This window comes from Rhizobium sp. CB3171, from assembly GCF_029714265.1.
Classification (GTDB): Bacteria; Pseudomonadota; Alphaproteobacteria; order Rhizobiales; family Rhizobiaceae; genus Rhizobium.
In genome coordinates this window covers 690,530-704,217 of record NZ_CP121652.1, presented here as the reverse complement: position 1 = coordinate 704,217, position 13,688 = coordinate 690,530, and the positions used below count along the sequence as shown (strand labels likewise).

General features: G+C 59.5%; 16 protein-coding genes. 9 read left to right on the top strand and 7 right to left on the bottom strand.

Annotated elements, in window-relative coordinates:
* Nucleotides 1-386: 386 nt before the first annotated feature.
* Nucleotides 387-695, bottom strand: coding sequence for a Dabb family protein (locus QA648_RS03510; protein WP_283049648.1), 309 nt, complete (start codon nucleotides 693-695; stop codon nucleotides 387-389).
* Nucleotides 696-854: 159 nt separating this feature from the next.
* Between QA648_RS03510 and QA648_RS03505 the strand changes: the two genes are divergently transcribed.
* The gene (locus QA648_RS03505; protein WP_283049646.1) at nucleotides 855-1,184 is read left to right on the top strand and encodes an MmcQ/YjbR family DNA-binding protein; all 330 of its coding nucleotides are present in this window, start codon (nucleotides 855-857) and stop codon (nucleotides 1,182-1,184) included.
* On the opposite strand, the gene QA648_RS03500 is transcribed toward QA648_RS03505, so the two are convergent.
* Nucleotides 1,162-1,647, bottom strand: coding sequence for a YcgN family cysteine cluster protein (locus tag QA648_RS03500; RefSeq protein WP_104822443.1), 486 nt, complete (start codon nucleotides 1,645-1,647; stop codon nucleotides 1,162-1,164). The two genes, QA648_RS03505 and QA648_RS03500, sit on opposite strands and share 23 nt — an antisense overlap.
* A 164-nt stretch (nucleotides 1,648-1,811) precedes the next feature.
* Here QA648_RS03500 and QA648_RS03495 point away from each other — a divergent pair, with 164 nt between their 5' ends.
* From QA648_RS03495 to QA648_RS03485, 3 genes are all read left to right on the top strand, one after another.
* On the top strand, nucleotides 1,812-4,007 hold the full coding sequence (locus QA648_RS03495) for a transglycosylase domain-containing protein (protein WP_283049644.1): 2,196 nt from the start codon (nucleotides 1,812-1,814) through the stop codon (nucleotides 4,005-4,007).
* Between the two features lie 161 nt (nucleotides 4,008-4,168).
* Nucleotides 4,169-4,756: a DUF1214 domain-containing protein gene (locus tag QA648_RS03490; RefSeq protein WP_283049643.1), complete on the top strand. Its 588-nt coding sequence runs from the start codon at nucleotides 4,169-4,171 to the stop codon at nucleotides 4,754-4,756.
* On the top strand, nucleotides 4,749-5,297 hold the full coding sequence (locus QA648_RS03485; protein WP_283049641.1) for a DUF1254 domain-containing protein: 549 nt from the start codon (nucleotides 4,749-4,751) through the stop codon (nucleotides 5,295-5,297). The genes QA648_RS03490 and QA648_RS03485 overlap by 8 nt, the downstream gene beginning before the upstream one ends.
* A 137-nt stretch (nucleotides 5,298-5,434) precedes the next feature.
* Here the strand turns inward: QA648_RS03485 and QA648_RS03480 are convergent, their stop codons facing one another.
* Nucleotides 5,435-5,602 carry a hypothetical protein gene (locus QA648_RS03480; protein WP_166656783.1) on the bottom strand — a complete coding sequence of 56 codons (168 nt, stop codon included), beginning with the start codon at nucleotides 5,600-5,602 and terminating at the stop codon, nucleotides 5,435-5,437.
* A 537-nt stretch (nucleotides 5,603-6,139) separates the two neighbouring features.
* Between QA648_RS03480 and QA648_RS03475 the strand changes: the two genes are divergently transcribed.
* The 3 genes from QA648_RS03475 (at nucleotide 6,140) to QA648_RS03465 (ending at nucleotide 8,408) form a co-directional block, all read left to right on the top strand.
* Entirely contained in the window at nucleotides 6,140-6,346 is a 207-nt protein-coding gene (locus tag QA648_RS03475; protein WP_283049640.1) for a hypothetical protein, read from the top strand.
* A 422-nt stretch (nucleotides 6,347-6,768) separates the two neighbouring features.
* Nucleotides 6,769-7,800 (top strand): DUF2336 domain-containing protein, encoded by a 1,032-nt coding sequence (locus QA648_RS03470; RefSeq protein ID WP_283049638.1) that lies wholly within the window; start codon nucleotides 6,769-6,771, stop codon nucleotides 7,798-7,800.
* 86 nt (nucleotides 7,801-7,886) lie between these two features.
* A complete protein-coding gene (locus QA648_RS03465) occupies nucleotides 7,887-8,408 on the top strand; it encodes a GFA family protein (RefSeq protein ID WP_283049636.1) in 522 nt (173 codons plus the stop codon).
* A 22-nt stretch (nucleotides 8,409-8,430) separates the two neighbouring features.
* Here QA648_RS03465 and QA648_RS03460 read toward each other — a convergent pair whose 3' ends face one another.
* Genes QA648_RS03460 through QA648_RS03450 form a run of 3 tightly spaced genes read right to left on the bottom strand, consistent with a single transcriptional unit; the run spans nucleotide 8,431 to nucleotide 11,392 of the window.
* Nucleotides 8,431-8,787, bottom strand: a complete 357-nt coding sequence (locus tag QA648_RS03460) for a DUF1491 family protein (RefSeq protein WP_283049634.1) — start codon at nucleotides 8,785-8,787, stop codon at nucleotides 8,431-8,433.
* Nucleotides 8,788-8,835: 48 nt separating this feature from the next.
* Complete coding sequence (locus QA648_RS03455) at nucleotides 8,836-9,867, bottom strand: peptidoglycan-binding domain-containing protein (protein WP_283049632.1); 1,032 nt, start codon at nucleotides 9,865-9,867, stop codon at nucleotides 8,836-8,838.
* On the bottom strand, nucleotides 9,839-11,392 hold the full coding sequence (locus QA648_RS03450) for an ATP-binding protein (RefSeq protein ID WP_283049630.1): 1,554 nt from the start codon (nucleotides 11,390-11,392) through the stop codon (nucleotides 9,839-9,841). The genes QA648_RS03455 and QA648_RS03450 overlap by 29 nt, the downstream gene beginning before the upstream one ends.
* Nucleotides 11,393-11,843: 451 nt before the next feature.
* Here QA648_RS03450 and QA648_RS03445 point away from each other — a divergent pair, with 451 nt between their 5' ends.
* Nucleotides 11,844-12,320, top strand: coding sequence for a DUF5330 domain-containing protein (locus QA648_RS03445; RefSeq protein ID WP_283049628.1), 477 nt, complete (start codon nucleotides 11,844-11,846; stop codon nucleotides 12,318-12,320).
* Nucleotides 12,321-12,453: 133 nt separating this feature from the next.
* A complete protein-coding gene (locus QA648_RS03440; protein WP_283051203.1) occupies nucleotides 12,454-12,876 on the top strand; it encodes a SufE family protein in 423 nt (140 codons plus the stop codon).
* Nucleotides 12,877-12,951: 75 nt separating this feature from the next.
* Here the strand turns inward: QA648_RS03440 and QA648_RS03435 are convergent, their stop codons facing one another.
* Entirely contained in the window at nucleotides 12,952-13,383 is a 432-nt protein-coding gene (locus tag QA648_RS03435) for a MucR family transcriptional regulator (protein ID WP_104822432.1), read from the bottom strand.
* Between the last annotated feature and the right edge of the window lie 305 nt (nucleotides 13,384-13,688).

Below are 13,688 nucleotides of genomic sequence, written 5' to 3'. Positions count from 1 at the left end.
CTCTACCGATGACGCACACGGCAAATTGCGCGTGCAGCATATCGGCATCGCAATTGCTCGCGGCACCGGTTTCCGCCGTAAACCGCAAAAGTCAGTCATTTTTAATCTATCTTGATTATCATCAACGCATAAGCACGCCCGTGATCGGCGGTGCCGAGGTGGCCGATACGACCGGCCTTCAAGTGTTTTACCCACGTAAAACACTTGGGTTTCCTTGAGTCTTTTGAATCGCTTCGCGCCATGTTTTCGAGCATTGCTTCCAAGGCGTGAGAAGTTGAGTCAAAAGCTTCGCGCGATGCATGCGAATGCGGCGAACTTGATTCCGCGAGACTATCCAGGCTTTTGAAAAGATTGGCGAATAGCTGTCTCTTCAGCGAAGGACCATACTAAACCGGCTTCCGCACCGCCGTCGTGCTCTCATAGTCCGCCGCGATCCGCATTTCGCGCAACGGGCGGACGCGTTCGATGGAAAGCTGATAGTTCGGATGCGCCTTGTAGGCTGCCAAAGCCGCTTCGTCGTCGAATTCGCCGTAGACCACAAGATCGACATCGGTGCCGAGCTGATCGGTCTTCACATTGGTGCCGATCTCCAGCAAGCGCGCATGCGGAATAGCCGTCAGGATCGACAGGCCGGACCGTACGGCTTCAAGACTGGCGCGATCGGGAACGGTGAAGAAGACGATATGACGGATCACGCGGAGGCTCCCTATGCATTTGCGAAGGCACCGCGCGATATCACGCGTATTCGGTTATTTCAACGAGAAGCCGGCTCGGTGAGGCGGCCCTTTCGTCGCACGAGGCGGAGAAAGGCGGATAGCTGCGGCGCATTGTGCTTCCATGCTAATCTTTCGCTCATGATCGACGATGACCTCATTTCCTTTGCGCATGGCCTACCGGAAACGGTGGAGAGCTCGCATTTTGGGAACCGGGATTTTCGCGTTCGCGGGAAAATTTATCTGACGCTTCCGCACCCTGAATTCTGTGTTGTCAAGCTGACGCCCGATCAGCAGCAGATGGTGCTGGCAACCGTCTCGGAACACGTCCTCGCCGTGCCGGGCGCCTGGGGGCTCAAGGGTTGGACGCGGCTTTTCCATCATGTCCTGGACGACGACACGATACACGCGCTCGTGCGGCAGGCATGGCGCAATGTGGCGCCGAAATCTATGGCCTTGCCGGAGGACTAGCCTCCATGTCGTCTTCCACCGTCAACGGCCAATCGACGATGTAGTCTTCGAAATCGTCGAGATCGACATCGCTTTCGCTGACCGTGCGACCGCGGGCGGAGACGCCGGCTATGTGAACCGTTTCCGGATCGCCCGATATCAGCGGATGCCACCAGTAGAGGTCGCGCCCCTCGTTGACGAGGCGATAGGCACAGGTAGGCGGCAACCATTCCAGCTCCGGAACTTTCTCCGGCGTCAGTTGCACGCAATCAGGCACGAAATCCCAGCGGTTCGGGTAGCTGGTGCAGCGACAGCTTTCGCCGTCCATCAACTTGCAGCGGATCGAGGTGAAATAGACGTCGCCCGTATCCCACTCCTCGATCTTGTTGAGACAACAGAGGCCGCAGCCGTCACACAGGCTTTCCCATTCGGGTGTGCTCATCTCCGTCAGCGTCTTGCTCTTCCAAAAAGGTATGTCGTCCATCGTCGTCTTCCTCGCCGCTCGCGAGGGAAATGCGGGCTGCGGCATGCATGTCTCTTGTTCTTTTCCCTAAATCAACCAATTATTCAATTCACCGGTCTATGAGAGGTAGGCTTTGCGTGCCCCAAGGGAATACGCACTGAGGCATTGTGGTCGGGAAGTAGAGCGTGGAAGACCCATCCAACCCAGAAAACGGGCCTGAGACCAAGCCCGATGCACAGCCGGAGGGCCAAGCGGAGCAGCGGCCACGCCGGAAGCGGCATTTTTTCCTGCGTATCGATTCATGGATCGACTCTACCCTGTGGAATGCCGGATTCCGCCTCGCCGAACTCTGGGAAGATATTACCATTTTCTTCCGCCGTTTTCGCGCCCGCGGCTGGAAGCGCATCCTGTTCGAACTGCTAGGCGAAGGGCTGACGCTCGGCACCGCCGGTTCCATCGTCATGCTCATGCTCGCCATGCCTGCCTTCGAAGCCACGCAAGGAGACTGGCGCAACCGTGGCAACTTCGCCGTCACCTTCCTCGATCGTTACGGCAGCGTCATCGGTCATCGCGGCATCATTCATGAGAATTCCGTGCCGGTGGACCAATTGCCGGACTATTTCATCAAGGCGGTATTGGCGACGGAGGACCGCCGCTTCTTCGACCATTTCGGCATTGATGTCTTCGGCCTGTTCCGGGCGCTGACCGTCAATGCGCAGGCTGGCGGCGTCGTCCAAGGCGGCTCGACGCTGACGCAACAGCTTGCCAAGAATATCTTCCTCAGTAACGAGCGCTCGATCGACCGCAAGATCAAGGAGGCCTTCCTGGCGATCTGGCTGGAGGCCAATCTTTCCAAGAAAGAGATCCTGAGCCTCTATCTCGACCGCACCTATATGGGCGGCGGAACCTTCGGTGCCGCTGCGGCGGCGCAGTTCTATTTTGGCAAGAGCATCAGTGACGTCAACCTGGCCGAGGCGGCGATGCTGGCGGGTCTCTTCAAGGCGCCGGCGAAATATGCGCCGCATGTGAACTTGCCGGCAGCACGCGCCCGTGCCAACGATGTCCTCACCAACCTCGTGCAAAGCGGTCTGATGACCGAAGGGCAAGTCATTGCCGCCAGGCGCAATCCCGCCTCGGTCGTCGATCGCGCCCAGATCGAATCACCGGATTTCTTCCTCGATTGGGCCTTCGACGAGGTGCAGCGACTGGCTGTCCACTTCCCCGAGCGTTCGCTGATCGTCCGCACGACGATCGACATGGGCCTGCAGAAGGCAGCGGAGGATTCCATCGAGTCCAGCCTGATGGAATATGGCGAACGCTATCACGCCTCGCAGGGTGCGAGCGTCATGATCGAAAACGGCGGGGCGGTACGCGCCATGGTGGGCGGCCGGGATTATGGCGAAAGCCAGTTCAACCGCGCCACCAAAGCCCTGCGCCAGCCAGGCTCGTCCTTTAAGATCTACACTTATTCCGTTGCCATGGAGAACGGCATGACGCCGACGTCGACCATCGTCGACGCGCCGATCAGTTGGGGCAATTGGAGCCCGCACAATTATGAAAACCGCTATGAAGGCAAGGTGACACTGACGCAGGCGATCGCGCAGTCCATCAACACCATTCCAGTTCGTCTCGCCAAGGAGAAATTCGGCATCCAGCCGATCCGCGACATGGCCAAGGCCTTGGGCGTGGAGACACCGATCCGCAACGACAAGACCATTCCGATCGGCACGTCGGAAGTGACCGTACTCGACCAGGCGACGGCCTATTCGGTTTTCCCGGCCGACGGCATGCAGTCACGCCGGCACGGCATTGCGCAGATCATGGGCTATGACGGCAAGGTGCTCTACGATTTCGCGCGTGACGAGCCGCCGGCCAAACGCGTGCTTTCCGAAAAAGCCAATTCCTACATGAACCAGATGCTGACCCAGATTCCGATCATCGGTACCGGGCGCAAGGCAGCGCTCGACCACGGCATCCTCGTCGGCGGCAAGACGGGTACGACGCAGGCCTATCGCGATGCCTGGTTCATCGGCTTCACCGGCAACTACACCTGCGCCGTCTGGTTCGGCAACGACGACTACACCTCGACCAACAACATGACGGGCGGCACGCTGCCGGCCATGACCTTCAAGAAGATCATGGACTATGCCCACCAGGGCATCGTGCTGAAGCCGATCCCCGGCATCGACAATCCCTTCCCGGTGCAAAAGCCGCAGACCGTGGCTGCCAAGAAAGCTCAGGCGCCCGATGACAACGCCCTGCCCCCGCTCGTTCGGCCGCGCTCGCTGTCGGTGGATTCCACGAAAATCCTGCGCGATATCGGCGAGAAGCTGAAGGCGGCAGCGCCGCTCGCCGCGCAGAAGGTGGCCCAGGCGGAGTGAAATCGGGCTGCCCGCAATTTCATGCTTGCCACCCCCGAACCGACCTGTTGCCGCCGCTCCTTTTGGCGAGGCAAGATCGGCAAGCAACCGCCCGCACTTCCCCCACCCCTTCGAATCAGGGATAAATCAGGCCTCTAGTTGGTCACGAGGACGATCTCAGAGTGTTCCGGGTTCCCCTTCTTGTTGCACTTTCGCTGGTAATCGCCTTTGGCGGGGGAATCCTATTCACGCTTTTTGCGCTGGATGCGACCTCCGGTTTCGGCGCGATCAAGCTCGGCACCTGGCAGGCATTTCCGGAAATGCACACGGTCGACGCCGATCCTTACGCGAAATCGCATCGCGCCCGTGCGGGACGATTGCTCTACGGCACGGCAGAGGGGCTGACGTTCACCGCCTCCGATGACGATGCCGGCGCGCGGCTGACGGCGGGCTGCAGCTATCGCATCAGCGGCCAGACGCCGCCGGCGCGGCTATGGACGCTGTTCATCGCGGGCAATGACGGCGAGCCGCTTGGCGGATCTCCTGGCCGGCCGACCGCGCTCAATTCGTGGATCGTGCTGCGCAATCCGGATTCGAGCTTCGCCATCACCGTTTCGCCGGACGCACAGGCGGGAAATTGGCTGTCGCTGCCCGTTTCCGGCAACTTCCGTCTGGTGTGGACGCTGCTGGATTCGCCTGCGGCAGGCAATTCCGGTCTTATCGATCTGTCCATGCCGAAGCTCGAGAAAATCAGGTGCGGTCATGTTTAGGGTCGTCTTCGCCATTCTGACTGGCCTGCTTGGCGCCACGCTCCTGCATGTCATCATCATCCTCTCCCTGCCGCATTTTTCCGATCGCGACGCCTATACCCGTGTCGAGGATGAGGGCGATGAAAACCACTTCTATACGCTGGACGACAAGGATGACGATTCAGGGCTTTCCAATAGCGACCCCTACATTCGTACGGCCGTTTGTGCCTTCGACATCGGAACTCAGCCAATCCGGCTGACGGCCAAGGGAAAGGTGCCGTTCTGGTCGCTGTCCGTTTATGACGCCGCATCGAACGAGGTCTTCAGCATGAGCGACCGCACTTCGGTCGGCGGCGTGCTGGATTTGCTGCTTGCCTCGCCGATCCAGCTCACGGGGATCCGCAAGGCATTGCCGCCGTCGCTCGCACAATCGATCCTGGTCGAAGCGCCGCGCGCGCAGGGCTATGTCGTGCTGCGCACAATGGCGCCACAAGCAAGCTTTGACGACGCCGCCCGGAACTTCCTCTCGGAAGCCGGCTGCGACGTGTTTGATGGACGGTAAGATCTAATCGCGAAGCTGGATGCCGTTTCAGTTAAGAACCGGCGAGTGGATTGCATCCGTATCGTGGCTCACGGGCCACGATATCGAAGTCGCCCCGAAGGGGTCGTGCCGGCGCATCTCGCCGGCATAGTGCCGAACTACTTGCCCTTCGCCCGCTTTGGTCCCGTTCCGGGACGATGGGAGCTGACGTCGAGGCGCTCGTAGCGGACGCCGGTGAACAGAAGAATCTTCGCCTCCACCGGCTCCTTCTGAGCCCGCAGCGGCAACCGCGATCTTCGATCCAAAAGGGATATGATCTCTGCCATTCTCGTCTCCATTTACGGCCCGAGACGGATGAACTTGCGATTAATTTCATCCTGCCCGCTATTCCCAAGCGGGCTGGCGCTCCCCAAAATCTTCGCCGCCTCCTGCGGCTCTGACAACAGGGCATTCACGCCATTCTCACGGCATTCCCCAGACACCGTGACATGGACGCCCAACTGTGGCGGCCATGCGAATAATCATGCGACTAAACTCTGCAAATCGCCGTTATCACCCGAATTGAGACATACTGTAGTTAACAGAATGCTAATCATTGCCGCGGCTTGCTTTGGCACTCCCTCGGCTTTCGCGGCGCCGTGATCTTCTAACGCCGAGAGGGCGGATTTGGTTTCATATACGATGTAAAAATCTCTAAAATCATTTGAGCAGTAAAATATTGTAAAATCATGCTCTTAGGCCAAAAATATCTTATATTCGCGGTAGCCGGTCGGATGCGAGCGTTGCAGAAAAGTGTCATGCAAATATTATTTGCGGCAACGAAAATTTGACGTATTGTAAAGGGGGCAACCTGAGGGCGGGCAATGTCAGCGACGACCAATTCGTTCTTCTCCCCGGAGGACATTATCGTGCTGCGCGGCGCGTTGGATAAATGGTGCCTGGAGAAGCGGATAGATATCAAAAGCACCGAGGCCCAGTTCGCGGCAACGGCGGCGCTCGGCCTGTTTCAATCCGGCTATAATACTTCCGAAAGACTACTGGCCGCCTTGCGGGAGCATAAGACGCTCTGAGCCCTTGATGCTGCGAGCTTCTCCCGGGCAACTTTCCCAAGCGGGCAGGTTAATCCTCGAAACCCTTATAAGTTGAACACGCTAGTCAGCGCGTCACGGCGAGATAGCTTTCGTAAAGGTTGAGCGCCCGCTGACGGAGCCGATCAGGCCAAAATTCGACTTCCATCCCCACGCAAGCTTAACGCGCAATTTTTATTTGGATTTTAATAAAGTTTTCACGAACCATTAACCCTGCGCCCCTTACTCTTCCGAAAAAGCCAGATCAGGACGACCGTGTCCACGCCCATTTCGATAGCCATCGCCGATAGCGCCCGCAAAAACCAAAGCGCGATCCGGCTCGGCCAGAGAAAAACACAGCGGCGCGCAGGTTTGCCGATCCGGTTCCCGTCTTTTTTGTTTTGCGTATCAGTATGGGTGTTGGCGTGCGTGACCGGTTTCGAGACCTCGAAGAGCCTGCGACAGTCCGCAAGAAAGATGTGGTCCTGATGGCGACGGTGACCAGTTTCGAAGGTTTGAATCATCCATCGAAATCGGAGCTTCGCCAGTTTGCCGAGCTCTTTACTCCCCTCTTCCAGGCCTCATCCGACGAAGCGAAACGCCAGGCCGTCGCCGCACTCTCGCAATGCCCAACCGTGCCGCCGGCCGTCTCCCTTTTCATCGGCTGCCAGCCGATCGCCATCGCCGCCCCCTTTCTGGCGAGTTCGCAAGCGATCGACGACGATACGCTGATCACCATCGCCCGCACGCAGGGCGCCGCGCATGCGAAAGCGATCGTCCGCCGACCCTCGCTATCGCCTAAAGTCATCGACACCCTTGTCAGCCTGCATCAGGCCGAGCCGGAACGCGGCATGACAATATCGGCGACCCCGCCGGCCGCCCCTGCTCCGGCCTTGGTGCCGGAACCGAGCGCTGCGGACATCGAGGCCGAGCGCCTTGCCCGTGAGGAAGCCCTGCGGCAGAAGATCAAACAGGTCGCCCGCCATCTCGGCCGTGACGATAGGGATCGTCTGGGCCTGCGCAGCCTTTCCGATGTGCAGGAAGCATTGCTGGTGCGTTTCGCCCGCGAGCGCGAGGCGCAGCAATTTGCCGCCACGCTTGCCGACGCACTTTCCTCGAGCCGTTGGCTTGCCGAGCGCATCATGATCGACACGTCCGGCCAGCAACTGGCAGTGACGCTGACGAGCCTCGGCATGGGCTTTGCCGATGCCGTCTATGCGCTGGAGCGCTTCTATCCGCATCTGACCGAACAGCATGGCAGTGTCAGCCGCGCCTGGCTGGTGCTCGACAGCATCGATGCAGAGGAAAGTCAGGCTCGTGTCGAAGCCTGGCGCCGCGCCGACCGGTACACTTATCTGCCGCCCGAACAGAAGCCTGCGGTCCGCCCGGGCACGCCGCTTTTCGGCCCTAAGGCGAGTCCGATCCGCGAATTGCGTGTCGTCAGCCGCTCGCGTTGATTTAGCCCGTAAGTTCTTCGCGTGTCGCCTCCAGCTATTGCATGGTAGGATCGCGGGCCTGCCGACCTCCACACGCGGACAGCGACATGAACCATGATGCGACTGCCCATCCGTTGACCGGCGGCTGCCAATGCGGCGCCATTCGCTTTGCCTGCGACCTTCCCCCTCAAAACGTGCATGTGTGCCATTGCCGAATGTGCCAGAAAGCGGTCGGCGGGCCGTTTGCGGTCATCTGCCCTGTCATGAAGAGCGCGTTTCGGGTGACGCGGGGTGCGTTTTCCTGGTTTCAGAGTTCTGCCCTGGCGCGACGCGGTTTTTGCAAGGATTGCGGCACGCCGATGATTTTCGAATATCCGGAGTTCGAAGACATAGGCATTCTTCCGGGAACCTTCGACCAGCCCAATCAGGTGCCGCCAGTTGTTCAATATGGCAATGAGAGCAGGGTCTCCTGGTATGCCAGCCTGCATGAGCTCCCGGGAAATCATCCGACATACGCGGTTGATCCAAATGGATACCTGCCCCGCATCATCGCGTCGAACCGGCAGCACCCCGACCATGACACCAGCGAGTGGCCGCTGGAAACAGGCTCAAAGGACCGCCTGCCCTAACAACGAGGGGACTAGCTCTTCGTCAGAGAGGATTGCTGCGTTGCTCGACCAGCGGCACGATATCGGCAATATCGTCGGTCTCCAGCTCGATGATCCAGAGATCGGGATCGAATTTCAGCTCACGGTCAAGCGTCTGCCTGATATCTTCGGGTTCCCTACGATCCAAACGGACTTCGAACAGGCGCGTCCCGCTTTCCTCTTCATCGAAGAAGCTTTGTGGAGCTGGAGCATAAAGCGTTTCCAGCCCATCGCGAAAACGCTGGCGGATGAAGATAGCCCCCGCCTCCTCCGACCCCTTGTGTTCGACAGCGGCAAAATCGCCGCGGGCAAAAAGACGGCGGGTCAAGGCGGAAACGAAAATGTCGCTGCGCAATCTCATGGCTGAGCTATACCGGCCGGTCGGGCACAAAGCAATCAAGGGGGAAGATTAAAGCGCGCCGATGTCCTGCAGTTTCTTCAAGACCGCCATATCGGGCTCGCCGGTTTCCGGCAGCCGGTAGTGCTTCTGAAACCGGCGGATGGCGGCCTTGGTCTGTTCGCCGGCTACGCCGTCGACGCTGACATTGGTATAGGCGATGTTGCTCAGGCCCTTCTGGATCTGCATCACCATGTTGACGGTGTTGACGGCGTCGCTTGGCCCGCTCCGGGGGGCGGCGCTCGTCTTGATATCCTTCTCCGCGCTCTGAATGGCGGCGGCGATGGGATCGATGGTGGAAGCACTGGCCGAGACATTGATGGGCCGCTCCGACGGGACGGCCGCAACGCTCGTCTTGGAGCTGGCGTGGGTGCCGGGATCCTTCAGCGCGGCCAGCAGTTCCGGAGTTGCGACCCCAGTTTGCACCAGGCCGGACGCTTCCTGGAAGAACAGGATAGCGGCTGTCGTGCGCGAGCCGATGACACCGTCTGCGGTGCCGTCATAGAGGCCGCGGCGGATCAGTTCGCTCTGCACGTCGGCAACCAGTTTCGATGGTGTCGTGGTCGCCGCTGCCGGTGTTTGCGTCGCCGGCAGGCTGGCGGTCCGAACCTGTGCGGAGGGTGCTGCGGCATTCGCCGTTGTGTCCTGCCGCTCGATGCGGAACGTGGTGACGTTGCCGGTATCGGTCTGCTGCGCATGCAGGAAGGGCTTGCGGCCGGGGATCTGATAGGGAGAGTTGGGATCCCGCGTGCGCAGCAGTGGCGACGGGTGTGTGCCCGCCTGATACCAGAGCGCATTGGCCGTCACGAAACCAAAGACCGCGAAGAAGATTGCGACTCCGGCGGCGGCGGCCGGATGCCGGCCGACAACGCCGCCGCATAAAGTGGCCAAGGCACCGACGCCACGCACACCGAGGCCGCCCAGCGCGCCGGCACCGCGCAGGCCGAGGCTACCGACGGCAACCGCCCCCCGGGAAGCAAAGCCGGGCTGCTTTCGCCTGGCCCTGCCCTTTCCCTTAGGCGATTTTCGCTTTTGCGGGGCCATTCACCTCTTCCTCTTTTCGCTTCTCGTTCATCTCCAGACTATGTTTCAGACGTGGCGGAAAATCGACCGTGCGACCGACATCCACAGCCGGCTGCACCGCTACAGCGCCGGAACCGTCAAACGGGATAAGGATCGTGATGACCGTGCCCTCACCTGGCGCACTGGCAATGGCGAAGCTGCCACCATGCAGCGCCACCAGGCCCTTGACCAGCGACAGGCCCAGCCCGGTGCCGGCATAGCGGCGGGTATAATCATTCTGGATCTGCACGAAAGGCTGGCCCAGCGAAGCGAGACGCTCGCTGGCGATGCCGATGCCGGTGTCGCTTACCGACAGCTTCAGCATTCCGTCGGTCATGGCCGCATCGATGGTGACGGCGCCGCCCGCATCGGTGAACTTGATGGCATTGCCGACGAGATTGATGAGTATCTGCTGGATGGCGCGCTGGTCGGCGACGATATCGCCGAGGCCCCGCTGCACCCGGCTCGTCAATGTCAGCCCCTTCTCCTTGGCCTGCAGAGCCAGCATGGCCTCGCAAGCACCGATGGAGGCTTCGATGGGGAAAGGCTCGAGCAGAAGTTCGTAGCGGCCCGCCTCGATCTTGCTCATGTCGAGCATGGTGTTGACGACGGAGAGCAGATGCGCGCCGGACTGGCGGATCAGGCCGACATATTCGCGCTGGCGGTTGTTCTCGAGCTTGCCGAAATATTCGCCGCTGAGGATATCGGAAAAGCCGAGGATGGCGTTGAGCGGCGTGCGCAGCTCGTGGCTGACCGCGGCGAGGAAGCGCGACTTGGCGTCATTGGCGGATTCCGCCTCCGCCGCCTTGCGTGCGGCCTGGTCGCGAAGCTGCTGATCGTAGGAAATATCACGCGACTGGCTGACGATCCCCGTCAACCGGCCTTCGCCGTCGCGTCGCGCAGTCATTTCCATGCGGATATAGACGAACTGGTCGTTGCCCTCGACGACGGCCGAACGTTCCAGGCGCAAATCGACGCCGAGGGCTTCACGGCCCTGGCGAAGCCTGTCGACCGCCTGCAGAAAGAGGATGCGGTCGGAGACATGCACCTGTTCGACAAAGCCGCGACCGGAGGGATCGCGCATCCAGTTCAGGAATTCGGCACGATCGCGGCCGCCGACAGCGGTAACGCTGCCCTGCGGATCGAACAGGAGAACAAGACCACTCGCTGCTTCCAGCATCAGATCGCGATGCTCGACGACGACGGCTTCGACCAGCCCGGAGGCAGGACGCTGGCGCGACAGAGCAATGCTGCCGACGGCAGAAAACAGGAAACCAGCGCAGACGGTGGCAACGCCGACCGGCAACGCCACGGCAGGGCTGGTGATAAAAGAGAGCCCTGTTGGAACGACGAAAAGAGCCGCAGAGGAGGCGAGCGCGAGCCGGCGCAGGATCGCCAGTTCCTGTTCACGGACTTCACCATTCCCGCTTGTCCGGGAGAGCCAGCTTCCGCCTGCCCGGTCCACGAGGGCTCCAGCCCTGCCAGCAATGTTACTCAATACGCGCACACCAAAACCCGCACAAACGGTCAGTTATTCAACCGCACAATAGGCCTTCGCGACTTAAGGAAAGAATAAAGAACGGGCGCGTGGATCGGTCGAAAAAGCTCGAAAATCTCGTTTTGGCGCACATGGCGAGACCTTTGGTTTTTGTGGTTAACAGCGGGTAAGCAGCGGATTTTATTTAGATTTCCGTCACACGTTAACCTTTGCGTCGACGTCGACGCCCGCAAGCCCCGGGATATCAGGCAGATCGGCCGAGACATACTTAACAGCAATCGCTACAATTCGACACAAATGAGCTTGAAATGCCGATTGCTACAATTTGAATCAAATTTGCCGAAAATACATCCAAGTTTTGAAAAGGGGTGTTGTCCTCTGTCGAATAGGGTCTGAGCAACATCAGATAAACGACTTCGATCGGCGACAAGACCGAACGAAATAAAGGATGGGCAAGGCAATGTGGTTTCTCATTAGAGCGGGGTTCTGGTTTTCACTGGTTCTCATGTTCCTGCCGATCTTCGCCAAGCCCGACGGCGCTCCGCGGTCGGCTGACGAACCGAAGGTACAGGTTTCCGATGCGCTGTCGGCCGCGAGCGGCGTCATGCAATATGTCGGCGCCATGTGCGCGGAAAAACCCGATGTCTGCCAGAAAGGCGGCGAGACGCTGACCGCGCTCGGCTATCAGGCCCGTGACGGCGCCCGCGTCGCTTACGATCTCCTCGGCCAGCACTTCAAGGACGACAAGTCCGGCGAGCAGGCGGCCGCCAACCAGGCTGCGCCTGCCCCCGTCGTCAACCGTGAGCAGGTCGCCGCCGAGGCACAGCCAATGCCCGCCAAGCGCGCGATCATCGTCGAGACGGCCGACGCGGTCGTTACCGGCACTGTCAAGCTGCCCTCTTATATTCCGGTGCCGCTGCCGAAGCCGCGAACCTGATCTCCGTTTCCATCGATGCCTCCCCCTTATGCGCCGTGAGCTTGCCATCGCTCACGGCGTTCTTTTTTGTCATGGGTTCAAATCATCGACCTTTTCACCTATATCCAAGCAAGTGGATAATTGGACCGGCATGATGGCGACGCTTGAACAGATCATAGAGGATTTCACCTTCCTGGACGACTGGGAGGACCGTTATCGCTATGTGATCGAGCTCGGCAAAGCGCTGCCGGATTTGCCGGAAGAGAAGCGGACGCTGGAAAACAAGGTGCAGGGCTGCGCCAGCCAGGTCTGGCTGGTAACGCACACTGCGGGCCATCCGGAAAATCCAATACTGACCTTCGAAGGTGATTCGGATGCGCATATCGTGCGCGGGCTGGTGGCGATCGTGCTCGCCACTTATTCCGGTAAACCGGCCTCAGAGATCGCCGCGCTCGATGCTCTCGACGTCTTCGGTAAGATCGGCCTGGTCGAACACCTTTCCTCGCAGCGCGCCAACGGATTGCGCTCGATGATCAAGCGTATCCGCGAAGAGGCGATAGTACGCGCCGCCGCATAGAATCTGCCACGCTGGTGAAACGACAAAACCCGGCTCGAAAGCCGGGTTTTTTGATGGTGTCGTCGATTTGGGAATTTAGCGGCTACCGCGCTTGCGGCGCTGGCCAAGACCCATCTCCTTCGCGAGACGCGAACGAGCTTCGGCATAGGCGGGCGCAACCATCGGGTAGTCGGCTGCCAAATCCCACTTCTCACGATATTCTTCAGGCGAAAGACTATGATGGGTCATCAGGTGGCGCTTCAACGACTTGAAGCTGCCGCCGCATTCCAGGCAGGTGATCTGATCGTCCTGTACCGATTTACGAACGGATACGGCCGGCTTCTGCTTTTCAACCACGGTAACGGCGGGGGCCGGAGCCGAGGTGTTGCTCAAGGCGGAATGTACGTCGGAAATCAGATTCGGAAGGTCGCTGACCGGGACTACATGATTGCTGACATACGCCGCCACGATGTCGGCGGTTAGCTCAACCAGCAAATCCTGGCCATTGCCAAGGGCCGTATCTGTCATTTTGTTCTCCTGTTCATCGGCTTGCCTACTGCGCTACGCCTCCAACGGAACACGTAAAACACAGCATTACTTTAGACGTTGCGCATAATCATTTCGATTTTCGAAATGTATGAGCTGGACATACCGCGAACGGCATTGCCCGTATTCGTAGCAGCAATCAGCAAAAAAACGGGGCATTTCATGCCAAATTGCCCGCAATACGAAATCCACCCCTAGACTTCGTGCAACGAAACCCGTTTTTATACCGCCTGACGATAGAATCAGTGATGACGGAGGTAGGTCCGTCAATCCTTAACCGGAAGAAA

What these genes read in the sequence shown, in the direction of transcription:
- QA648_RS03440 (WP_283051203.1), top strand. Translation starts at nt 12,454, where the DNA reads ATGGCGACGCTTGAACAGATCATAGAGGATTTCACCTTCCTGGACGAC.
- QA648_RS03480 (WP_166656783.1), bottom strand. Translation starts at nt 5,602, where the DNA reads ATGGCAGAGATCATATCCCTTTTGGATCGAAGATCGCGGTTGCCGCTG.
- QA648_RS03435 (WP_104822432.1), bottom strand. Translation starts at nt 13,383, where the DNA reads ATGACAGATACGGCCCTTGGCAATGGCCAGGATTTGCTGGTTGAGCTA.
- QA648_RS03505 (WP_283049646.1), top strand. Translation starts at nt 855, where the DNA reads ATGATCGACGATGACCTCATTTCCTTTGCGCATGGCCTACCGGAAACG.
- QA648_RS03455 (WP_283049632.1), bottom strand. Translation starts at nt 9,867, where the DNA reads ATGGCCCCGCAAAAGCGAAAATCGCCTAAGGGAAAGGGCAGGGCCAGG.
- QA648_RS03485 (WP_283049641.1), top strand. Translation starts at nt 4,749, where the DNA reads ATGTTTAGGGTCGTCTTCGCCATTCTGACTGGCCTGCTTGGCGCCACG.
- QA648_RS03465 (WP_283049636.1), top strand. Translation starts at nt 7,887, where the DNA reads ATGAACCATGATGCGACTGCCCATCCGTTGACCGGCGGCTGCCAATGC.
- QA648_RS03475 (WP_283049640.1), top strand. Translation starts at nt 6,140, where the DNA reads ATGTCAGCGACGACCAATTCGTTCTTCTCCCCGGAGGACATTATCGTG.
- QA648_RS03500 (WP_104822443.1), bottom strand. Translation starts at nt 1,647, where the DNA reads ATGGACGACATACCTTTTTGGAAGAGCAAGACGCTGACGGAGATGAGC.
- QA648_RS03460 (WP_283049634.1), bottom strand. Translation starts at nt 8,787, where the DNA reads ATGAGATTGCGCAGCGACATTTTCGTTTCCGCCTTGACCCGCCGTCTT.
- QA648_RS03445 (WP_283049628.1), top strand. Translation starts at nt 11,844, where the DNA reads ATGTGGTTTCTCATTAGAGCGGGGTTCTGGTTTTCACTGGTTCTCATG.